General features: G+C 42.3%; 20 protein-coding genes. 9 read left to right on the top strand and 11 right to left on the bottom strand.

Annotated elements, in window-relative coordinates:
• Nucleotides 1-12: 12 nt before the first annotated feature.
• From D8854_RS07090 to D8854_RS07075, 4 genes are all read right to left on the bottom strand, one after another.
• Entirely contained in the window at nt 13-642 is a 630-nt protein-coding gene (locus tag D8854_RS07090) for an MBL fold metallo-hydrolase (protein WP_038804851.1), read from the bottom strand.
• An 83-nt stretch (nt 643-725) separates the two neighbouring features.
• Nucleotides 726-1,799 (bottom strand): DUF2974 domain-containing protein, encoded by a 1,074-nt coding sequence (locus D8854_RS07085; protein WP_125450329.1) that lies wholly within the window; start codon nt 1,797-1,799, stop codon nt 726-728.
• A 111-nt stretch (nt 1,800-1,910) separates the two neighbouring features.
• Nucleotides 1,911-2,687 (bottom strand): ferredoxin reductase, encoded by a 777-nt coding sequence (locus D8854_RS07080; protein WP_125450328.1) that lies wholly within the window; start codon nt 2,685-2,687, stop codon nt 1,911-1,913.
• An 85-nt stretch (nt 2,688-2,772) separates the two neighbouring features.
• Nucleotides 2,773-3,342 (bottom strand): TetR/AcrR family transcriptional regulator, encoded by a 570-nt coding sequence (locus D8854_RS07075; protein ID WP_125450327.1) that lies wholly within the window; start codon nt 3,340-3,342, stop codon nt 2,773-2,775.
• A gap of 321 nt (nt 3,343-3,663) precedes the next feature.
• On the opposite strand from D8854_RS07075, the gene D8854_RS07070 reads away from it, so the two are divergent.
• Together D8854_RS07070 and D8854_RS07065 are read left to right on the top strand one after the other, a co-directional pair.
• The gene (locus D8854_RS07070) at nt 3,664-4,341 is read left to right on the top strand and encodes a response regulator transcription factor (protein WP_125450326.1); all 678 of its coding nucleotides are present in this window, start codon (nt 3,664-3,666) and stop codon (nt 4,339-4,341) included.
• Entirely contained in the window at nt 4,334-5,308 is a 975-nt protein-coding gene (locus D8854_RS07065; protein ID WP_125450325.1) for a sensor histidine kinase, read from the top strand. The genes D8854_RS07070 and D8854_RS07065 overlap by 8 nt, the downstream gene beginning before the upstream one ends.
• A gap of 47 nt (nt 5,309-5,355) precedes the next feature.
• Here the strand turns inward: D8854_RS07065 and thrS are convergent, their stop codons facing one another.
• Nucleotides 5,356-7,299: a threonine--tRNA ligase gene (gene thrS, locus D8854_RS07060; RefSeq protein WP_084949155.1), complete on the bottom strand. Its 1,944-nt coding sequence runs from the start codon at nt 7,297-7,299 to the stop codon at nt 5,356-5,358.
• Between the two features lie 333 nt (nt 7,300-7,632).
• The gene (locus tag D8854_RS09810; protein WP_084946371.1) at nt 7,633-8,007 is read right to left on the bottom strand and encodes a hypothetical protein; all 375 of its coding nucleotides are present in this window, start codon (nt 8,005-8,007) and stop codon (nt 7,633-7,635) included.
• Nucleotides 8,008-8,204: 197 nt separating this feature from the next.
• Between D8854_RS09810 and D8854_RS07045 the strand changes: the two genes are divergently transcribed.
• From D8854_RS07045 to D8854_RS07035, 3 genes are all read left to right on the top strand, one after another.
• Nucleotides 8,205-9,047, top strand: coding sequence for a metallophosphoesterase family protein (locus D8854_RS07045; protein ID WP_125450324.1), 843 nt, complete (start codon nt 8,205-8,207; stop codon nt 9,045-9,047).
• 56 nt (nt 9,048-9,103) lie between these two features.
• Complete coding sequence (locus tag D8854_RS07040; RefSeq protein WP_125450323.1) at nt 9,104-9,541, top strand: Rrf2 family transcriptional regulator; 438 nt, start codon at nt 9,104-9,106, stop codon at nt 9,539-9,541.
• A 67-nt stretch (nt 9,542-9,608) separates the two neighbouring features.
• Nucleotides 9,609-10,631, top strand: a complete 1,023-nt coding sequence (locus tag D8854_RS07035) for a YdcF family protein (protein WP_125450322.1) — start codon at nt 9,609-9,611, stop codon at nt 10,629-10,631.
• Nucleotides 10,632-10,917: 286 nt separating this feature from the next.
• Here the strand turns inward: D8854_RS07035 and D8854_RS07030 are convergent, their stop codons facing one another.
• The 5 genes from D8854_RS07030 to D8854_RS07010 all read right to left on the bottom strand — a co-directional run bounded on the left by D8854_RS07030 (nt 10,918) and on the right by D8854_RS07010 (nt 14,752).
• Entirely contained in the window at nt 10,918-11,700 is a 783-nt protein-coding gene (locus D8854_RS07030) for a DUF4037 domain-containing protein (RefSeq protein WP_125450321.1), read from the bottom strand.
• A 129-nt stretch (nt 11,701-11,829) separates the two neighbouring features.
• The gene (locus D8854_RS07025) at nt 11,830-12,489 is read right to left on the bottom strand and encodes an amino acid ABC transporter permease (RefSeq protein WP_125450320.1); all 660 of its coding nucleotides are present in this window, start codon (nt 12,487-12,489) and stop codon (nt 11,830-11,832) included.
• Nucleotides 12,490-12,498: 9 nt separating this feature from the next.
• Entirely contained in the window at nt 12,499-13,176 is a 678-nt protein-coding gene (locus tag D8854_RS07020) for an amino acid ABC transporter permease (RefSeq protein WP_000131150.1), read from the bottom strand.
• A 12-nt stretch (nt 13,177-13,188) separates the two neighbouring features.
• Nucleotides 13,189-13,983, bottom strand: coding sequence for a transporter substrate-binding domain-containing protein (locus D8854_RS07015; RefSeq protein ID WP_125450319.1), 795 nt, complete (start codon nt 13,981-13,983; stop codon nt 13,189-13,191).
• 10 nt (nt 13,984-13,993) lie between these two features.
• Nucleotides 13,994-14,752 carry an amino acid ABC transporter ATP-binding protein gene (locus D8854_RS07010; RefSeq protein WP_001229587.1) on the bottom strand — a complete coding sequence of 253 codons (759 nt, stop codon included), beginning with the start codon at nt 14,750-14,752 and terminating at the stop codon, nt 13,994-13,996.
• Nucleotides 14,753-14,928: 176 nt separating this feature from the next.
• On the opposite strand from D8854_RS07010, the gene recJ reads away from it, so the two are divergent.
• From recJ to D8854_RS06990, 4 genes are all read left to right on the top strand, one after another.
• Entirely contained in the window at nt 14,929-17,151 is a 2,223-nt protein-coding gene (gene recJ / locus D8854_RS07005; protein WP_185768079.1) for a single-stranded-DNA-specific exonuclease RecJ, read from the top strand.
• 172 nt (nt 17,152-17,323) lie between these two features.
• A complete protein-coding gene (locus tag D8854_RS07000) occupies nt 17,324-18,985 on the top strand; it encodes a ribonuclease J (protein ID WP_125450317.1) in 1,662 nt (553 codons plus the stop codon).
• Nucleotides 18,986-19,053: 68 nt separating this feature from the next.
• Nucleotides 19,054-19,833: an alpha/beta hydrolase gene (locus D8854_RS06995; protein WP_125450316.1), complete on the top strand. Its 780-nt coding sequence runs from the start codon at nt 19,054-19,056 to the stop codon at nt 19,831-19,833.
• Between the two features lie 106 nt (nt 19,834-19,939).
• Entirely contained in the window at nt 19,940-20,641 is a 702-nt protein-coding gene (locus D8854_RS06990) for a M57 family metalloprotease (RefSeq protein WP_125450315.1), read from the top strand.

Below are 20,641 nucleotides of genomic sequence, written 5' to 3'. Positions count from 1 at the left end.
TTTTTTTGCTTGCTAGAAAAAGGGATTAAAAGTCTTTTCGTGAGCGATAGTCGTAGCTGGACCATGGCCGGGGTAGACGTCGTAGTTAGGAAGAGTGAAGAGTTGAGTCTGAATGCTATGGAGGAGTTGTTCCATGCTACCAGTAGGGAGGTCGGTCCGTCCGATGGTTTCGCGGAAAAGAGCATCTCCCGTCAAGACTAGATGGGCATCAGGAAAGACTAGGGAAACACCACCGATAGAGTGGCCTGGGGTTGGTAGGGCAGTAAAACGGAATTCTTCAAGCTGGTATTCTTCATGAAAAACAAAGGTGTGCTCAGCAGGTTTTGAGACCACATCTTCCATGTCATCATGTCGAGGGAGACCAGAGAGATTATCTACAGGTGTATAAAGCCAAGATGCTTCACTCTCTGCTACATAAACTGGGGGATTTCCAAAAGTATCTCTGACCAAGTCAAGACTCATAATATGGTCGTAGTGGGTGTGGGTCAGCAGAATCGCGCAGACTGGTTTGTTGATTTTCTCGATGGTCTTGCGAATGGCTTCCCAATGGCTACCTGGGTCAACCACAATCAGGTGATGGTCTCCCTCTATGTAGTAGGTGTTTTCATAGGCAACAGGATTGACAGTTTTATGGATTTTCATAGGATTTCCTCTCTCAAAGAATGTACTGATATCAGTATAACACAGAAGAGAAGGCTTAGGGTATTAGAAAGTATTTTTATACCTTAACGATTTTTCCAAGCTTGGTAGCGGGTGTCGATCAAGAGTTGGGTTAGGCGTCCCATGGTTTCTCTTTCTTCGGGAGTGAGGGATTGGGCTTGGACAAAGAGATGGTGAATGTGTTCAATGACCTTGAAGGAAGAGAGGTCGTTGATAGAGGAGATGCCTGCATCGAGAATGATTCCAAAAAAGAGGTCGAAGTAGAGTTGCAGTTCCGTATCAGGGACCGTCTCAACCCATTCCTTGAAGGTTGTATCGACTTGTTGACTGTCACTATTGATCTCGTCCAGTTGGACAAAGTGCTTGTCTTCAACCTGCCAACTAAAGGTGTCGTGTTGGGCAAGACCACCTAGGGCAGTGCTTCGAACGACGATTTTTTTATCAGGAATTTCCAGCATCATCCCGATGATAGAACCTTGTGGGACAAATGCTTTCGTTCTTTCCATCATGTTTTGATAGCCTGGTGTTTCGGTTAGTTCCTTGTGAAGCCCAGGCGCATCAAAAGTATAGACAGCGACAATGTTTTTTTGTAAAAGGGAATCAAGGTGACTGGCAGCATAGACGGCTAGATTGCCCCCCTTTGAGTGCCCTGCTAGGACAACCTTTTGGTTAGGATGTTGAACAAAAAAGTCCTGTAAATACTGGAGGGCGTGTTTTTGAGCTGGAATTTCCTTCATATAGGTCATATGGAAATCTTCTTTCCAACCGATGATACTGTCGTCAGTTCCGCGAAAGACTAGCAAATAGGTATCGAGACTGATACGATAAGTCATGGCTGCAAACTGTTTTTGCAATTCAGGATCAATATCATTGATAAAGTTTGAGAGCTTGCAATTTTTAAAACGTTTGTGTTGAGCGAGTTGATCCAATAACTGGAGGCGGTTTTTGCTGGTCAGCATCGTTGTTTCTCTAGGGATTTGAGCTGCAAGATCTATGAGGCGCTGGGGTTCTTGAGCGACTAAATCATCAAAAGTAAGGTAGGTTAATTCGGTCAAGGCAAGAACATCTAACTCGTTCACGGGGAGGTCATAAAAGGAATCGTATGCTACATCATTCAGGTAGTCAAAAATATTGGCCATAAAAGCTCCTTTCTCTATGTTTATCCTATCACATTTACCAAGAATTAGCTAGTGGGCTTGTTTGGATGACCTAGCAGGGATTGATTCAGATATATAGAAGACAGGCTGCTCCTATTTCAAACCTCTAAACGAGCTTACTTGTATATTTTTGCTATCAATCCCATTTTCCTTTAAAAAATTCTTCATCTCATTTACATCATCAGGCTGATCTGTGATGAGATAGCTGGCTTGATTGCCGTATTCATCAATAGCACGTTTTAAAAATACTTGACTTTGAGAAAGTTCATCGCTAGTTTTATAAGTAAAATTCGATGTCTTTTGAGACAGTTCCTTCATCTCATTATCGAAAATAGTAACTCCTTTGTCAAAATGGTTGAGAATAATTGGAGATTTACCAGCACATTCTTTGATAAGGGGGCGTAGAGCAGAAATGCCGACATCAGATGCAAAGCAAACTAGTGGCTGATTCATATCTTTAACGGTCAAAGAGGAATCCAGCCAACTCATCTCAATCTCACTGCCAACCGGTAAATGTGTCAAGGTTTCCTTAAAGAGGCTACCACTATTATGCGTTAAAATGAGGATTTCATCTTCATCAGGTGTGGAGGCAATGGTTAGCCATCGACTGGTTTGCTCTCCCTTAACTTCATTTTTATTAGTAGTAGACGAGGTATCAGGGAGTGTAAACTTAGCATAAGCCCCAGCTTTCCAGGTTTGATGACTCGGTTTTGTGATGTGAATTAAATACAGATCTCCGCTGGGATTTTCGATGGATTTTATCGATAATATCTGACTTCGTCCAAGGTAGGCGATGGCACCCCAAGTTATAAGGCCTAAGACTCCAAGTGTTGATAGAATGATAATAAACATTTTTTTACCTCTTTTCATTTTTTATGACTCCTGTTCTCAATTTTGTGAATGAACTAAAAACAAATTCATTCATATTTTTCCAAAAAATAAAGAAATCCATTCTTTATTTTAGAACTCCTTTTATGAAGTTGGTTGCAAGTATTTCAACGGTCTTGCCAATATCTGGAAAATCTTTTTCCGTGATATGCATATCCATGTAGTAAAACAGATTATAAACCTGTAAAATATCTTGAATCTTTTCTGGCGAATACCCTTCAGCCTGCATGCGATTTGTAAAAGTTTTAACTAGAAACTGATGAAATGGATTTGCGACTTTGCCTTCCTCCGAGGAATAGTAGCTGTGTAACTCATCTGCTATAGCAGGATTGTACCATTCTGCAAGGATTTTATTGGAAGAAACGAGAGTTCTGGACTGAGCAAAGAGTTGACCAATGAGGTCGGTCATGTCAATTTCCCAATCCAGTTCTTCGATCATAGCTTGGCGAACACGGTTGTTTTCATCTATATAGATATCTAGAAAAATGGCTTCTTTACTCTCGTAATAGTTATAAAAAGAGCCGACTGCAACACCAGCTTGCCTAGCAATTTCTGAAATTCCTGTTGCCTTGTAACCTTTTTTCGAAAAAACTTCATAGGCAGCTGTTTTTAAAGCTTGTTTTTTGTCCAATATGATTTAACCTCCTTTGTTTAATGAATGAATATAATTATTCGTTCATTCATATTCTAACAAATCATGGCTAGCTTGTCAATAAGAAGGCTAGATCTATTAAATAAGTGAAAGAAGCGCTAACTTAATGAGCACAAAAAGGAAAATATAGGATAAGGCTGGAACTATAATTAAAAATAAGGTATGATATCAGTGGGAATGTTCTCTATTTAGCATCTGTTTTCTGATCTGGATTTGGGAAATAGACTGCTAAACAGTATGAGATACTGATCCGTAAATCTGATATGAAGGGTTTTGATACTTTGAGAAATAGCAAAGGAGGAGCGCATGCACAAGATTTTACTAGTAGAAGATGATCAAGTCATTCGGCAACAAGTTGGGAAATTGCTCTCTGAGTGGGGATTTGAGGTCGTTTTGGTAGAAGACTTTATGGAAGTGCTGAGTTTATTTGTCCAGTCGGAACCTCATTTGGTCCTCATGGATATTGGCCTGCCTCTTTTTAATGGTTACCACTGGTGTCGGGAGATTCGTAAGATTTCTAAGGTGCCCATTATGTTTCTGTCTTCGAGAGACCAGGCTATGGATATCGTCATGGCGATCAACATGGGAGCAGATGACTTTGTGACCAAGCCTTTTGACCAGCAGGTGCTTCTTGCAAAGGTTCAGGGCTTGTTGCGCCGTTCTTATGAATTTGGCCGAGATGAAAGTCTGCTGGAGTATGCGGGTGTGATCCTCAACACCAAGTCTATGGATTTGCACTATCAGGGGGAAGTCCTGAGTTTGACCAAGAATGAATTTCAAATTTTGCGGGTTTTGTTTGAACATGCGGGCAATATCGTGGCGCGTGATGACCTGATGCGGGAACTCTGGAATAGCGACTTTTTCATCGATGACAATACCTTGTCTGTCAATGTTGCTCGTTTGCGCAAAAAGTTGGAGGAACAAGGCTTGGCAGGTTTTATCGAAACCAAGAAAGGGATAGGATACGGACTGAAACATGCTTGATTGGAAATCATTTTTTCTAGCCTATCTGCGTTCTCGCAGTCGCGTTTTTGCCTATATTTTTTCATTAGGCTTTCTCGTCCTTCTCTTTCAGTTTTTATTTGCTAGTCTAGGAACTTATTTTCTTTATTTCTTTCTGCTAAGTAGTTTTTTGACCTTCTTATTTTTGGCTTGGGATATATTTGCGGAAGCTCAGGTTTACCGTCAGGAAGTGCTCTATGCAGAGAGAGATCCCAAGTCTCCTCTGGAATGTGCGCTAGCAGAAAAGCTCGAAGAGCGTGAGTCTGAATTGTATCAAAAGAAGTCGGAAGTCCAAAGTAAACTGACGGATTTGCTGGACTACTACACCTTGTGGGTTCACCAAATCAAGACCCCCATTGCGGCTAGTCGACTTTTAGTGGCAGAAGTCTCTGATCGTGAGGTCAAGCAGCAACTGGAACAGGAAATCTTTAAGATTGACTCCTATACCAACCTGGTGTTGCAGTACCTGCGTTTAGAGAGCTTCCATGATGACTTGGTATTTGAAAAGGTTCAAGTGGAGGATTTGGTGAAGGAAGTGGTTCGCAAGTATGCCCTTTTCTTTATCCAAAAAGGACTGACGCTCAATCTCCATGACCTTGACAAAATCATCGTGACTGATAAGAAATGGCTGTTGGTCGTCATTGAACAAATCCTTTCAAACAGTCTCAAATACACCAAGGAAGGTGGGCTAGAGATTTATATGGAAGGTCAGGAGCTCTGTATCAAGGATACGGGAATCGGGATTAAAAACAGCGATGTGCTCCGAGTCTTTGAACGTGGCTTTTCAGGCTACAATGGGCGTTTGACCCAGCAGTCATCTGGACTTGGACTTTATCTATCTAAGAAAATTTCTGAAGAACTGGGTCACCAGATTCGCATCGAGTCTGAGGTTGGAAAAGGAACGACAGTGCGAATTAAGTTTGCGGAAGTGAAGCTCGTTATTGAGTAAACATAGATGAGAAAAAGCCTCCGAATGGAGGCTTTTGTGTTAATTACTTATTTCTCAACGCGTGATTTGTTGGCGATATCAGCCAGGATAGATTCAACAAAGTCATCAACTGAGACAGTGTGTGTTTCTTTTTGGCCGTAGCGGCGAACGTTGACTGTTCCGTCTTCCATTTCCTTATCCCCAACGATCAATTGGTAAGGAATCTTGCTGGTTTGTGAAGCACGAATCTTGAACTGCATTTTTTCATTGCGCTCATCTACGTCTGCACGGACACCACGGTCACGGAGTTTCTTGGCTACTTCCCATGCGTAGTCCACATGTTTTTCGTTGGATACTGGGATGAGGGTCACTTGATGTGGTGCAAGCCATGTTGGGAAGGCACCCTTGTAGTTCTCAATCAAGATAGCTGTAAAGCGTTCCATAGTTGAGATAACCCCACGGTGGATCATGACTGGACGGTGTTCCTCACCATCTGCTCCAACATATTTGAGGTCGAAGCGTTCTGGAAGCAAGAAGTCGAGCTGGATAGTAGAAAGGGTTTCTTCTTTTCCGAGAGCTGTCTTAACTTGGATATCCAATTTTGGTCCGTAGAAGGCTGCTTCACCTTCAGCTTCAAAGTAGTCCAGTTCCATATCATCCATAGCTGCTTTCAACATGCGTTGTGCATTTTCCCACATCTCATCGTTGTCAAAGTATTTGTGTTTATCTTCTGGGTCACGATAAGACAAGCGGAAACGGTAATCTGTCAAATTAAAGTCTTCATACACGTCGATAATCAATTGAAGAATTTTCTTGAATTCTTCCTCAATTTGTTCTGGAGCTACAAAAGTATGACCATCATTTAGGGACATTTCGCGTACACGTTGAAGGCCTGTAAGGGCGCCAGATTTTTCATATCGGTGCATCATGCCAATCTCAGCGATACGGATTGGTAATTCACGGTATGAGTGTACATGGTGTTTATAAACTTCGATATGGTGAGGACAGTTCATTGGGCGGAGGACAAACTCTTCACCGTCTCCCATGTCCATAGTTGGGAACATATCTTCACGGTAGTGATCCCAGTGACCAGAAGTTTTATAGAGTTCCACGGAGGCAATTGGTGGAGTGTAGACGTGTTGGTAGCCTGCAGCGATTTCCTTGTCGACAATGTAGCGTTCCAATTCACGACGGATAGTCGCTCCGTTTGGTAACCAGAATGGTAAACCTTGTCCGACTTCTTGTGAAATCATGAAGAGGTCAAGCTCTTTACCGAGTTTACGGTGGTCACGTTCCTTGGCTTCTTCACGCATTTGAAGGTAGTTCTTCAAGTCTTTCTTGTCAAACCAAGCTGTACCGTAGATTCGTTGCATCATCGCGTTGTCGCTATTTCCACGCCAGTAGGCACCAGCTACGTTGAGCAGGTGGAAGACTTGGATACGACCTGTTGATGGGACGTGAGGACCACGGCAGAGGTCCACGTATTCGCCCTGACGGTAGATAGTCAAACCGCCTTCGTCTTCTGAGTGTTCTTCAATCAATTCCAACTTGTAAGGGTCGTTCTTGAAGATTTCACGTGCCTCGTCTTTAGTCACTTCTTCACGGATTGATGGGAAGTTTTCTTTGACGATTTTTTGCATTTCTTCTTCGATACGAGGAAGGTCTTCGTTGGAGATTTGACCAGCCTGATTGTCCGTATCATAGTAGAAACCATCTTCGATAGCTGGACCTACACCCAAATGAATATCTGGGAAGAGGCGACGAGCTGCTTGGGCAAACAAGTGAGCAGCTGAGTGACGCAAGATTGGAAGGGCATCTTCGTGATCAGGTGTCACGATTTCGATGCTTCCATCTTCAGTGATAGCACGAGTCGTGTCGATGAGTTTGCCGTTAAATTTACCAGCCAAGGCTTTTTTAGCCAAGGAATTGCTGATAGATTGGGCAATTTCAAAAGTTGTTACGCCAGATTCGAATTCACGAACAGCGCCATCTGGGAAAGTAATCTTAATCATGGTTTTCTCCTTATAAAGTTTTTATTAGCCTAGTTATAGTAAAGGTGCCCTTGAAATATAAATAGAAATTCCTTTTGATTTTTCGTTAATAAAACAAAAAGCGACATCCTCGAAAGGACGTCGCAACGTGGTTCCACCTTCATTTATGTTCCTCAAAAAAGAGGGACACCTCAGATTGGCTTTAACGTAGCCACCGTTTTATGTTTGCATAAAAGTCAGTAGAGTAGTATCAGTTTAGGCTCTCTATGCGTTTCCAGCAACCACGCACTCTCTAGTAGAAAGGGACTAAGTGACTCGTCTCTATGCATTATTATAGCATGATTGCGAGAATTTTCAAGGATTTTGTGAAAGTTTTTTATTTTTTCCTTGCTGGAGCATATATTTAATACCTGAACCTGAAGCCATACCAAGTAGGGCAAAGAGTTCATAAGCTAGGAAATAAACGAGAATGAATTCATTGAAAGTGATGATGGTAAAACCAAAGAGCAACCCTACACCAAGTAACCACCACAGTGAGAATTGGAAACGGTAGCTATAAAGAAGGGATACGATAAAGGTTGCCAAAGGTGAAAAGAGGATGATGTTATAAATGTAAAGTCCTTTCAGCGTATAAGGGTCAGAAATCAGCAGTAACAGCAACTCATAGAGAGGCCAGTAAAAGAAGAATATGACAAGGTAGTATGGGATATACTTAAGATATTTCCGCATGGCAATAGTCCTCCAATCTGCAAAAATTGAGAGAGGTTGAATACCATATAATCCTAAATGAAGGGGAGCTCTCTACCTATATTATAGCACGATTTGGAAGCTCTTACAAGTTGATCAGGTAAGTAGTGATAGTGATTTTTTGCAGTGTTTTCTGCTATAATACTAACAGAAGAAGTAAGAGGAAAAGAGGAGAAAGAATGACTAAAATAGCAGTTCTTTCAGATATACATGGAAATATGACAGCTCTGGAAGCTGTACTGGCTGATGCAAGAGCGGCAGAGGTAGAAGAGTATTGGCTTTTGGGAGATATTCTCATGCCTGGAACAGGACGTAGAAGGATATTGGATCTCTTAGCTAGCTTGCCCATCACTGCAAGAGTGCTGGGAAATTGGGAGAATAGTCTCTGGCGTGGTTTGCATCGCAAGCTAGATCCAACAAAAGCTAGTCATCGCTATCTCCTACGCCAATGCCAGTATATCTTAGAAGAGATTAGCCCTGAAGAAATCGAAGACCTCCACAATCAACCCATGCAAGTTCATCGTCAGTTTGGTGATTTGACGGTAGGAATCACCCACCATCTCCCTGATAAAAACTGGGGTAGAGAGTTGATTCATACGGGAAAACAAGAAGATTTTGATAGATTGGTGACGGAGCCGCATGCCTCTATCGCAGTGTATGGGCATATTCACCAACAGTTTCTTCGTTACGGAAGTGACGGACAGTTGATTCTTAATCCAGGTTCGATTGGGCAACCCTTCTTTTTAGATGCGCAGTTGCGTAAGGACCTGCGGGCTCAATATATGATTTTAGAGTTTGATGAGGCAGGTTTGTCTGATGTTGGTTTTCGTCGAGTGAATTATGATGTAGAAGCCGAATTGCAGCTGGCTAAGGATTTAAAACTCCCTTATTTCCAGATTTACTATGAAAGTTTGGTGAACGGGATTCACCATACTCATAATCAGGAGCTTCTGTATGAAATTGCCCAAGAACAGGGACATGATGCCGAGTTGGATGCATGGCTGGATGGTGGTAACGATTGACATTACAACACAAAAGGGTATAATGGGTATCAGATAGGATGTGAAAGGAGAAGAAGATGCAAATTTCAAGTCGATTTACGATTGCGACTCATATGCTAATCATCATTGCCATCAAGAGTCAAGAGAGCAAGGTAACCAGTGATTTTCTCGCAGCCAGTGTTGGGGTCAATCCAGTCATTATTCGCAAAATCTTGTCCCAACTCAAAAAAGCTGAACTGATATCGGTTGCGCGTGGGACGGGCGGTACTGAGATTATCAAAGATCTTCAAGAAATCAGCCTTTTTGATGTTTATCGGGCTGTTGAATGTTTAGGAAAATCTGGTAAACTCTTTAGTTTCCATGATAATCCCAACCCTAACTGTCCAGTAGGGGCCAATATTCATGAAGTTTTGGATCAAAAATTGCTGGATATCCAACTAGCGATGGAAAACCAACTTCGTCAGACGAGTCTGGCTCAGGTTGTGGAAGATGCTCAGGATAAAATGACAAAGTAAGAGGGCTAGAGTCCTCTTTTTCTATCGCCATAATTATGGTAAAATGTAGTTATCAAAGGAGAAGACTATGTACTTTATTACAGGATTTTTTGTCCTACTTTTTCTGATTTCATTTTTTAGGGACAATCGCAGTCTCTGGAATCCGGCTCTTTTGCTTTTATCTCTGCTCTTTTCTTACCTGTCTATCGCCAATCTTTTTTACGAGTCTGGGCAAGAAGAATTGCACATGATTTTCTTTGCAGTGATTTTTCTCCTGCTGCCTCTTTTAGTTTTTCTAAGTGGTTTTTTCCTTATTTATAACGGATTTGTGTTATTGAAGAAAGAAGGAAAATCTAAGGCAAATTATTTGTCTCTAGGATTAGGGTGCATGATTCTGTTCTTTTTTGTGATCATGGCGATCCGAATGAGCGATACCAATGGCTTGTTCTACACCAATCATCTAGTGAATATTATCTTTTTCTTTTTGATTTATTCGTATTTGATTTTTGGTTTTGCCTTTGCAGGATTTCTGCTTTATTCTATTCTGTATCTTTTTATTCCTAAGAAAAAATATTATGATTTTATTATCATTCACGGAGCAGGCTTATTGAATGGAGAAAAAGTGACTCCCTTACTCAAGAGTCGCATTGACAAGGCAGTTGAGGCTTACCACAAGTCGAAAAATCCAGATGTCAAATTGATCGCTAGTGGTGGTCGAGGAGGGGATGAGAAGATTTCCGAGGCTCAGGCAATTTGTAATTATTTGCGGGAAGAGACGGATGTTCCGAGAGAAGCAATTCTCCTAGAGGAAAGCTCGACAACGACCTATGAGAATCTTCTTTTCTCAAAAGAAATGGGAGAGAAGCTGGTGGCCAGTCCACGTTTTCTCTTTGTGACCAATGATTATCATGTTTTTCGTACCAGTACCTATGCTCGCCGTATTGGGATGAAGGGAGATGGTCTTGGTTGCCGTACAGCCGCCTACTATATTCCATCGGCCTTTATCAGAGAATATATTGCCCTATGTGTGAAGATGAGATGGCTTTTTATCGCCTTCTATATTTTATTAATTTTAGCTCTGATTTTCTCCTATAGAGGTGTTCTATGGTAATATGTAAAATTCATATTGTAATTCTTGTTAGAATCTCTAAAAAATCTTGTAGTAACCCTAAGGGAAAAATTGTCACTAGTAATGAAAGAGCAGGGTAAGTGATTGTGAGTGCGGTTTTTGGAACGGCTTCATGATTGCTCGTCAATCAATTGAACAATTTCTAACCTAGTTGCAGATTTTCAGAGAGAGTCAAAAATAGGCAACTAAATATGAGCAGACTAGAATTTTACAGTCAACGGTAAATAAAAATGTGAACAGCAACAGAGGTTCACATTTTCTTTTTGGTCTATGGCAAAATGGCTTTTAGTTCCTTCAGGATAGTTTGCAAGGTTACGATCGCTTGTTCTCCTTGTTGTGGTTGATAGAGTAGTTGGAAATACTTGCGAATAGTTTCTTCAAATTGTTTAGGGAGGAGAGTACAATTGGTCTTTGCGTACTCCAACATTCGTTTTTCACCAGGATGGGTTTGCTCATTGAGGGCAAACAGCAAGTCAAAGTAGGAAGCAAAAAATTCACTTGTACGATGATTCATACTGAGAAAATCTTGGCGTTTGATAGCTTTTTCTATTTGGTGAGAGAAGGCAGGCATGGCTTGTTCTAGCAAAAGGAGTTGCCTTTCAATGATATGTTTTTTAAGTTCCTGAGGATAGGGAATCTGGTAAGTCTTTTGGAGAGAAGCATAGCGTCCATTTGGATCGTATAGGATTTTGCTATGGAGTAGATTGTGCCACATACAGGTTGTATAAGCGTTTTGGGGTTGATGCTGAAAAACAGTTGAGTTTAGTTCTTGTTCAAACGACTCCAGTGAACGATAAATCAACTCGATTTCGACACCGTTGTTTAGCACGCAGTCGTCCTCTAACTCCCAAAACTGGTTTCCAATTTCCATATAAGAACAGTACTTGCTCAGAATGTTTTGGCGAATCGTCTCATCTATAGGAGAGTTGAGATAGACATAGACATCATAGTCAGAATTTTGATCGTAGTCTTGTCCTGCACGTGAACCACCAAGAGCGATGGCTTCTACTTGTTCCAGTTGAGAGAATTCTTTGTAAAGGTCGTGGATCATGATTTTTCTCCTTGCTTTATGGTTTTAAAGTCATTTTACCAAAAAGTAAAACGTTTGCATAGTGTTGGGTTGCTCTTTTCATTTATAGCAAAAAAATGTGAACCCCTGTTGTTGGTTCACATTTCTTTTTTATTCTGCTGCTTGTTGCCAGCGTTTGGCTAGCATGCGGGATAAGCTTGAAATCGCTAGGTTAAAGCTGAAGTAGATGAGGGCAATCAGGATATAAAGACTGAAGACCTGCTCTGGCTCGAAATAGCGTCCCATGAGAATTTGGCTAGCGCCAAAGAGCTCTTGTAGGGCGATAACAGAGTATAGAAGACTGGTATCCTTAATCACGGTTACAAACTGAGAAATGATGGCTGGCAGCATTTTACGGATCGCTTGTGGGAGAATGATGTAGTAGAGGATTTGGGCTGAAGTGAATCCTTGCGACATTCCTGCTTCGTACTGGCCCTTGTCCACGGCATTGAGACCGCCTCGGATAATTTCAGCTAGGGCTGCTGAGGTAAAGAGGGTAAAGGCTGTAATACCAGCTGGTGTGGACTTCATCTTAAACACCAAAAAGATGGTGAAAATCCAGAGGAGGTTGGGAACATTACGCACAAATTCGATGTAAATACTGGAGATGATTCGCCAGACAGGATTTTTTCCATTTCGCATGACGGCTAGCACTGTCCCTATAAGGGTAGAAAGGACAATGGCAATCAGAGAAATGTAGAGGGTCAAGCCGAAGCCTTTAAAGATAAAGACTAGGTTATCTGGGGTCAAAACTTCTAAAATAGATTCCATAGTAACCTCCTAAAGTGAATAGGCTTTTTTGTTGGCTTGCTCCATCTTGCGACCAAACTGGGCGACAGGGAAGCATAGAGCAAAGTAGAGAAGTGCGGCACCTAGAAAGGCAGGGATGTAGTTTCCGTTTAGAGCCGACCAAGACTTGGTCACAAACATCAAGTCTACTCCAGAGATGATAGCGACGGTAGAGGTATTCTTGATGAGGTTAACGATTTGGTTGGTCAAAGGAGGGAGAATGATACGGAAGGCCTGAGGCAAGATAATCAAGCGCATGGCACTGATATAGGTAAAACCTTGTGATAAGGCGGCCTCCATCTGACCGCTAGGAATAGACTGAATACCTGAGCGAATAACCTCAGCGATATAAGCTCCGTGATAGAGTCCTACACAGAGAACAGCTGTCCAATAGATCGGAATCATGATGGTATGGTCACTGATAAGAGGCAAACCATAGAAGACGATGACAAACTGCACCAAGAGGGGAGTGTTTTGATAAAATTCGACAAAGATACGAGCCAAAATTCTTAAAATTTGATGTTTGCTAGTTGATAGGACTCCAAAGATGATTCCTAAGACCATAGCTAGGATAAAGGATCCAATTGCTAGGGCAAGAGTGAAGAGGAAACCATTGAAAAATTGTCCAAAATCCTGAAAATAGGCTGTCCAAGATGATAAATCTGTCATGGGGTGTCCTCCTTAATCTGCAGTATGGCTAGATGGTTTGAGCTTGTAACGGTCATAAAGTTTCTGCAAACTACCGTCTTTGCTCCATTTAGTGACCAAGTTATCAAGATAATCGTTGAGCTCAGTATTTGATTTCTTGGTAACAATACCATAGTCAGATGGCTTGAAACTATCATCTAGCAGTTCTGTCCGTTTACTAATGTAGCCAGACAGGATAGAACGATCCACGGAAAAGGCATCAATACGATGGGCATGAAGGGAAGTAATCAATTCTGGGTAGGAACCAAGTTCGACGAATTTAAACTTCAGACCTTTCTTTTTACCCAGTTCGGTAATCAAGCGTTGGGTGATGGAACCTTGGGCAACTCCGATGGTTTTGCCATTCAGGTCTTCAACGCTTTTGATGTTGGCAGATTTATTGACCAAAAAGCCAGAAGCGTCCGTATAGTAGGGACTGGTGAAGTTGTAGAGTTTTTTACGTTCTTCTGTGATAGTAAAGGTCGCGATATCCATGTCGACTTGTTCATTGTCAAGAAGGGGGCCACGGGTTTGAGCGGTAACAGGAACGTAGCGAACCTTGACCTTGAGCTCATCTGCAATCATCTTGGCAAGGTCAGTTTCGATACCAGAATAAGTCCCTGTCTTAGGATCCTTGTAGCCAAAATTGGGAACGTCTTGTTTCACACCAACAACTAGTTCGCCTCTTTTTTGAATGTCTGCGACACTGGTATCAGCCTGAACTGGTTTGGCAGCAACAAGGCTGAAAAGGCCAATTAATAATGCGGATAAAAAGAGTTTCTTTTTCATAGGCGTCTCCTTATTTGACTTTGTCACTTTCGTGGTTGATAATTTTGCTGAGGAATTGTTGGGCACGAGGTTCGCTTGGATTGTCGAAAAAGTCATCGACATCTGTCGTATCCACCAAAACTTCTCCATCGGCCATAAAGATGATGCGGTCCGCAACTTCACGGGCAAAGCCCATTTCATGGGTAACGATAATCATATTCATTCCGTCATGTGCCAGTTTCTGCATAACTGCGAGAACATCTCCGATAGTCTCAGGATCAAGAGCAGATGTTGGCTCATCAAAGAGGAGGAGTTCCGGATGCATAGCGAGACCACGTGCGATGGCGATCCGCTGTTTTTGTCCACCAGATAGCATGGCTGGATAGGAATCTTTCTTGTCCCACATATTTACAAATTCCAGATATTTTTGGGCTGTTTTTTCAGCTTCTTTTTTATCAATTCCTAGAACTTTAATGGGTGCAAGTGTCACGTTTTCTAACACCGTTTTGTGTGGATAAAGATTAAAATGTTGAAAAACCATGCCGACTTCCTTACGAAGAGGAACTAAATCTTTCTGACTGGCACCTGCTACTTGGTGTCCATTGACCAGGAGACTTCCTTTGTCAACAGCCTCCAAACCATTGATCGTACGGATAAGAGTAGACTTCCCAGAACCAGAAGGTCCAAGCAGGACAACGACTTGTCCTTTTTCAAAACGGAGATTGATGTCGCGGAGTGCGTGATAGTCTCCGTAATATTTTTCGACGTTTTTAAATTCTACTAAAGCCATGAGAGATCTCCTTTGTGTTAGATTTTATAACATGATTCTACACCAAAAGAATGTTCTTGTCAAATCATATCTGAAAAAATTCACTAAAATGTTATAAAAAAGCAATCTGGATAGAGAAAAAGCCTAAATCATGTTATAATGAAACGATAGAATTCTTAGAAAGAGTGGATGTTTTTTTGATAACTCCTACTTATGAATGGCAGTTTGCCCCGCAGGTTGAAGATGCGGATTTTACAAAGATAGCCAAGAAGGCTGGACTGGGTCCTGAGGTGGCTCGGTTATTATTTGAAAGAGGGATTCAGAATGAAGAAAGTCTCAAGAAGTTTTTAGAACCTTCTTTAGAGGACTTGCATGATCCCTATCTGCTCCATGATATGGATAAGGCTGTGGAACGGATTCGTCAGGCCATTGAAGAAGGGGAAAATATTCTCATTTATGGAGACTACGATGCGGATGGCATGACTTCGGCCTCTATTATTAAGGAAAGTTTGGAACAGCTTGGCGCGGAGTGCCGTGTTTACCTGCCAAATCGTTTTACCGATGGCTATGGTCCCAATGCCAGTGTTTATAAATACTTTATCGAGCAAGAGGGAATTTCCTTGATTGTGACAGTGGACAATGGGGTTGCTGGCCATGAAGCCATTGAATTGGCCCAGTCTATGGGAGTGGATGTCATTGTGACCGACCACCATTCCATGCCGGAAACTCTTCCTGATGCCTATGCGATTGTTCACCCTGAGCATCCAGATGCGGACTATCCCTTCAAACAGTTAGCTGGTTGTGGAGTGGCTTTCAAGCTAGCTTGCGCTCTTTTAGAAGAAGTGCAAGTTGAGCTACTAGATTTGGTAGCTATCGGGACCATTGCGGATATGGTAAGTTTGACGGATGAAAACCGTATCATGGTTCAATATGGTCTGGAAATGTTGGGGCATACTCAGCGCATCGGTCTACAAGAAATGCTAGACATGGCTGGGATTGCTGCCAATGAAGTGACAGAAGAAACGGTTGGCTTTCAGATTGCCCCTCGTTTAAATGCCTTGGGGCGCTTGGATGATCCGAATCCAGCCATTGATTTGTTGACTGGATTTGACGATGAGGAAGCGCATGAGATTGCCCTCATGATTCACCAGAAAAACGAAGAACGTAAGGAAATCGTTCAATCTATCTATGAAGAAGCCAAGACCATGGTGGATCCTGAGAAGAAGGTACAAGTCCTAGCTAAAGAAGGTTGGAATCCTGGAGTTCTAGGAATCGTGGCTGGGCGCTTGCTGGAAGAATTGGGGCAGACAGTCATTGTTCTTAATATTGAAGATGGTCGTGCCAAGGGTAGCGCTCGCAGTGTGGAAGCGGTCGATATTTTTGAAGCTCTGGATCCCCATCGAGATCTCTTCATAGCCTTTGGAGGCCATGCTGGTGCAGCAGGAATGACGCTGGAAGTGGAGAAACTCACAGATTTATCTCAGGTCTTGGAAGACTATATCCGTGAAAAAGGAGCAGATACTAGTGGTAAGAACAAGTTAAATTTAGATGAAGAGTTAGATTTAGAGACACTTAGCATAGAAACGGTTAAAAGTTTTGAACGCTTGGCACCCTTTGGTATGGACAATCAGAAACCTGTTTTTTACATCAGAGATTTCACTGTCGAGAGTGCTCGTAGTATGGGGGCGGGAAATACTCACCTCAAACTAAAAATTTCTAAGGGAGAAGCTAGTTTTGAAGTGGTGGCCTTCGGACAAGGTAGATGGGCGACGGAGTTTGCTCAAACCAAGAATCTAGAATTGGCAGTCACCTTGTCTGTCAATCAATGGAATGGCCAAACTGCCCTCCAGTTGATGATGGTAGATGCGCGTGTGGAAGGCGTTCAACTCTTTAACATTCGAGGGAAGAATGCTGTCTTGCCAGAAGGGGTTCCAGTCTTGGACTTCGCTGGAGAAGTGCCAAATTTGGCGAATAGTGAGGCGGTTGTCGTGAAGAATATTCCTGAGGATATTACCTTGCTGAAGACCATTTTTCAGGAGCGACATTTCTCTGCCGTCTATTTCAAAAATGACATTGACAAAGCCTATTATCTGACAGGTTATGGAACTAGAGAACAGTTTGCAAAATTGTACAAGACTATTTACCAGTTCCCAGAGTTTGATATTCGCTACAAGCTTAAGGATTTGGCGGCTTATCTCAATATCCAACAAATCTTGCTGGTCAAGATGATTCAAGTCTTTGAAGAACTGGGCTTTGTGACAATCAAAGATGGTGTCATGACAGTCAATAAGGAAGCGCCAAAGCGAGAGATAGGAGAAAGTCGGATTTACCAAAATCTCAAACAAACCGTTAAAGATCAAGAAATGATGGCGCTGGGTACGGTGCAGGAAATGTATGATTTTTTAATGGCAGAAAACTAGAAGGTAGGACAGAGTTGGGCAACCAGCTCTTTTTTGGAAACAAATCTTCATTTTGAAAATCATCAAAAAAATGGTATAATGGTAGGAAAAGATTCGGCTGAAAGTTTTAGAACTTTTAGAATAAGAGGGTAAACTTACCTTATAATCAAGATAATTAAGTTTCGGAGGAAAAATGAGTAATATTAGTTTAACAACACTAGGTGGTGTACGAGAAAATGGGAAAAATATGTACATCGCTGAAATCGATGAATCTATTTTTGTTTTGGATGCGGGGCTTAAATACCCTGAAAATGAACAACTAGGGGTAGATGTCGTTATTCCAAATATGGAATATCTTTTTGAAAATAGTGATCGTATAGCTGGGGTCTTTTTGACCCACGGACATGCGGATGCCATTGGTGCCCTGCCTTATCTTTTGGCAGAGGCTAAGGTGCCTGTGTTTGGCTCTGAGTTGACCATTGAGTTGGCCAAACTCTTTGTCAAAGGAAATGATATGGTTAAGAAATTCAATGACTTCCATGTGATTGATGAAGATACAGAGATTGACTTTGGAGGGACTGTGGTTTCCTTCTTCCGTACAACTCACTCTATCCCAGAAAGTTTGGGAATAGTTCTGAAAACAGCTGAAGGTAGCATCGTTTATACAGGGGACTTCAAGTTTGACCAGACAGCTAGCGAATCCTATGCGACGGATTTTGCTCGTTTGGCTGAAATCGGTCGTGATGGTGTTTTAGCGCTCCTCAGCGATTCAGCCAATGCGGACAGCAATATCCAAGTGGCGAGTGAGAGTGAAGTTGGAGACGAAATTACCCAGACCATTGCAGACTGGGAAGGTCGTATCATCGTTGCAGCAGTTGCCAGCAACCTCTCTCGTATCCAGCAGGTTTTTGATGCTGCAGCAGATACAGGTCGCCGAGTTGTTTTGACTGGATTTGATATTGAAAATATCGTCCGCACTGCGATTCGTCTCAAAAAATTATCTCTAGCGAATGAAAGTCTCTTGATTAAACCAAAAGAAATGTCTCGTTTTGAAGACCATGAGTTGATTATCCTTGAGACGGGCCGTATGGGTGAGCCTATTAATGGACTTCGCAAGATGTCTATTGGTCGCCACCGCTATGTGGAAATCAAAGATGGGGACTTGGTCTATATCGTAACGACTCCATCTATCGCCAAAGAAGCCGTCATGGCGCGTGTTGAAAACATGATCTACCAAGCTGGTGGTGTAGTGAAACTCATTACTCAAAGCTTGCGAGTATCCGGACACGGGAATGCGCGTGATTTGCAGTTGATGATCAATCTCTTGCAACCAAAATACCTCTTCCCTATCCAAGGGGAATATCGTGAGTTGGATGCGCATGCCAAGGCTGCCATGGCAGTTGGAATGTTGCCAGAACGCATTTTCATCCCTAAAAAGGGAACGACCATGTCCTACGAACATGGAGACTTTGTCCCAGCTGGAGCAGTCTCTGCAGGTGATGTCTTGATTGACGGAAATGCCATCGGAGATGTTGGAAATGTGGTCCTTCGTGACCGTAAGGTCTTGTCAGAGGATGGAATCTTTATCGTGGCGATCACTGTCAACCGTCGTGAGAAGAAAATTGTGGCCAAGGCCCGTGTTCACACGCGTGGATTTGTTTATCTCAAGAAGAGCCGCGATATTCTCCGTGAAAGTTCAGAATTGATTAACCAAACGGTAGAAGAGTATCTTCAAGGTGATGACTTTGACTGGGCAGATCTCAAAGGCAAGGTTCGCGACAATCTGACCAAGTACCTCTTTGATCAAACCAAGCGCCGCCCAGCAATCTTGCCAGTCGTGATGGAAGCAAAATGATAAGCAGAATACCTACAGAAAAAGTCGAAATTCGGCTTTTTCTTATAGAATAGTAAAAGGAGAAAACCATGGCAGTTATGAATATTGAGTATTACTCAGAAGTTTTGGATATGGAGTGGGGCGTTACCGTACTCTATCCAGATACTAGTCGGGTGACTGAACCAGATTGCACAGATATTCCTGTCCTTTATCTTTTGCACGGAATGTCAGGAAATCAAAATAGCTGGCTCAAGCGAACCAATGTCGAGCGTTTGTTGCGCGGGACTAATCTCATTGTCATCATGCCCAATACTAGCAATGGCTGGTACACAGATACCCAGTATGGTTTCAACTACTTTACTGCTCTTGCAGAAGAGTTACCTCAGGTTATGAAGCGTTTCTTCCCCAATATGACCAGCAAGCGAGAAAAGACCTTCATAGCAGGTCTCTCCATGGGTGGCTACGGTTCCTTTAAACTCGCTCTGGCAACGAATCTTTTTTCTCATGCGGCTAGTTTTTCTGGTGCGCTCAGTTTTCAGGATTTTTCTCCTGAAAGTCAGGATCTGGGGTCACTTGCCTACTGGCGAGGAGTTTTTGGAGAGATTAAAGACTGGACAGCTAGTCCTCATTCGCTGGAAACTGTCGCTGCAAAATCCGATAAAGAGACTAAACTATGGGCTTGGTGTGGAGAGCAAGACTATCTCTACTCTGCCAATAATTTCGCAGTGAAAAACCTTAAAAAGCTTGGTTTTGAGGTGACCTATAGTCATAGTCCAGGTAAGCACGAGTGGTACTACTGGGAAAAACAATTGGAGCGTTTTTTGGCTACTCTACCAATTAACTTTGTTTTGGAAGAACGCTTATCTTAGTTTTAGGTTTCTTTCAGTTTTATTGAGTAAAATAGAGAATCTATCTTGATTATGGGAGACCATCGATTTCAAGATAGATTCTTATTTTTATGAAAGGTGGGGCGTCATGTTCTGGATTATTCGATTATTCTTCCGATTTCTGTTGGGAATTTGGCGTTTCTTCTGGCGTCTGGTTTGGACTGTGGTCATTCTACTGCTCATTGCCTTTGGAGTGCTTTGGTATCTGTCTGGTGATTTTCATTCTGCGGTCAATCAGGTTGAAAAAATGAGCCAGATTGGTCAAGGTGGCTGGAATCAATGGAAGGAGACGGGAACGCTGGAAGTCTTGTCTCAGACAGACAGTCACCAACATGCAGAAGGCAAGTGGGCTCAGGCCTCAGCTCGCATCTATATTGAGCCTCAAATGAATGAGACCTTCCAAAGTGCCTATGCAGAAGCTATAAAAAACTGGAATCAAACGGGATCCTTTACCTTTGAGGTAGTTGCGTATCCTAGTCAGGCAGATATTGTGGCAAGTGAGATGAATGATGGATCGACCGCTGTAGCTGGGCAAGCCGAGAGTCAAACCAATCTATTGACCAATCAATTTATATCTGTAACAGTTCGCCTAAATCATTATTATCTATCCAATCCAAGTTATGGTTATTCTTATGAACGGATTGTGCACACGGCAGAGCACGAGCTGGGGCATGCTATCGGATTGGATCATACCAACGAAACTTCTGTCATGCAGCCAGCAGGTTCTTACTATGGAATTCAGCCTCAGGATGTGACAGCTGTTCAAGAACTCTATTCCAGTAGCGACTAG

Source organism: Streptococcus mitis (assembly GCF_003943905.1).
Lineage (GTDB): Bacteria > Bacillota > Bacilli > Lactobacillales > Streptococcaceae > Streptococcus > Streptococcus mitis_BC.
This window is presented reverse-complemented; position numbering and strand designations above follow the sequence as displayed.

What these genes read in the sequence shown, in the direction of transcription:
- D8854_RS07090 (WP_038804851.1), bottom strand. Translation starts at nt 642, where the DNA reads ATGAAAATCCATAAAACTGTCAATCCTGTTGCCTATGAAAACACCTAC.
- D8854_RS07085 (WP_125450329.1), bottom strand. Translation starts at nt 1,799, where the DNA reads ATGGCCAATATTTTTGACTACCTGAATGATGTAGCATACGATTCCTTT.
- D8854_RS07080 (WP_125450328.1), bottom strand. Translation starts at nt 2,687, where the DNA reads ATGAAAAGAGGTAAAAAAATGTTTATTATCATTCTATCAACACTTGGA.
- D8854_RS07070 (WP_125450326.1), top strand. Translation starts at nt 3,664, where the DNA reads ATGCACAAGATTTTACTAGTAGAAGATGATCAAGTCATTCGGCAACAA.
- D8854_RS07065 (WP_125450325.1), top strand. Translation starts at nt 4,334, where the DNA reads ATGCTTGATTGGAAATCATTTTTTCTAGCCTATCTGCGTTCTCGCAGT.
- thrS (WP_084949155.1), bottom strand. Translation starts at nt 7,299, where the DNA reads ATGATTAAGATTACTTTCCCAGATGGCGCTGTTCGTGAATTCGAATCT.
- D8854_RS09810 (WP_084946371.1), bottom strand. Translation starts at nt 8,007, where the DNA reads ATGCGGAAATATCTTAAGTATATCCCATACTACCTTGTCATATTCTTC.
- D8854_RS07045 (WP_125450324.1), top strand. Translation starts at nt 8,205, where the DNA reads ATGACTAAAATAGCAGTTCTTTCAGATATACATGGAAATATGACAGCT.
- D8854_RS07040 (WP_125450323.1), top strand. Translation starts at nt 9,104, where the DNA reads ATGCAAATTTCAAGTCGATTTACGATTGCGACTCATATGCTAATCATC.
- D8854_RS07035 (WP_125450322.1), top strand. Translation starts at nt 9,609, where the DNA reads ATGTACTTTATTACAGGATTTTTTGTCCTACTTTTTCTGATTTCATTT.
- D8854_RS07030 (WP_125450321.1), bottom strand. Translation starts at nt 11,700, where the DNA reads ATGATCCACGACCTTTACAAAGAATTCTCTCAACTGGAACAAGTAGAA.
- D8854_RS07025 (WP_125450320.1), bottom strand. Translation starts at nt 12,489, where the DNA reads ATGGAATCTATTTTAGAAGTTTTGACCCCAGATAACCTAGTCTTTATC.
- D8854_RS07020 (WP_000131150.1), bottom strand. Translation starts at nt 13,176, where the DNA reads ATGACAGATTTATCATCTTGGACAGCCTATTTTCAGGATTTTGGACAA.
- D8854_RS07015 (WP_125450319.1), bottom strand. Translation starts at nt 13,983, where the DNA reads ATGAAAAAGAAACTCTTTTTATCCGCATTATTAATTGGCCTTTTCAGC.
- D8854_RS07010 (WP_001229587.1), bottom strand. Translation starts at nt 14,752, where the DNA reads ATGGCTTTAGTAGAATTTAAAAACGTCGAAAAATATTACGGAGACTAT.
- D8854_RS07000 (WP_125450317.1), top strand. Translation starts at nt 17,324, where the DNA reads ATGAGTAATATTAGTTTAACAACACTAGGTGGTGTACGAGAAAATGGG.
- D8854_RS06995 (WP_125450316.1), top strand. Translation starts at nt 19,054, where the DNA reads ATGGCAGTTATGAATATTGAGTATTACTCAGAAGTTTTGGATATGGAG.
- D8854_RS06990 (WP_125450315.1), top strand. Translation starts at nt 19,940, where the DNA reads ATGTTCTGGATTATTCGATTATTCTTCCGATTTCTGTTGGGAATTTGG.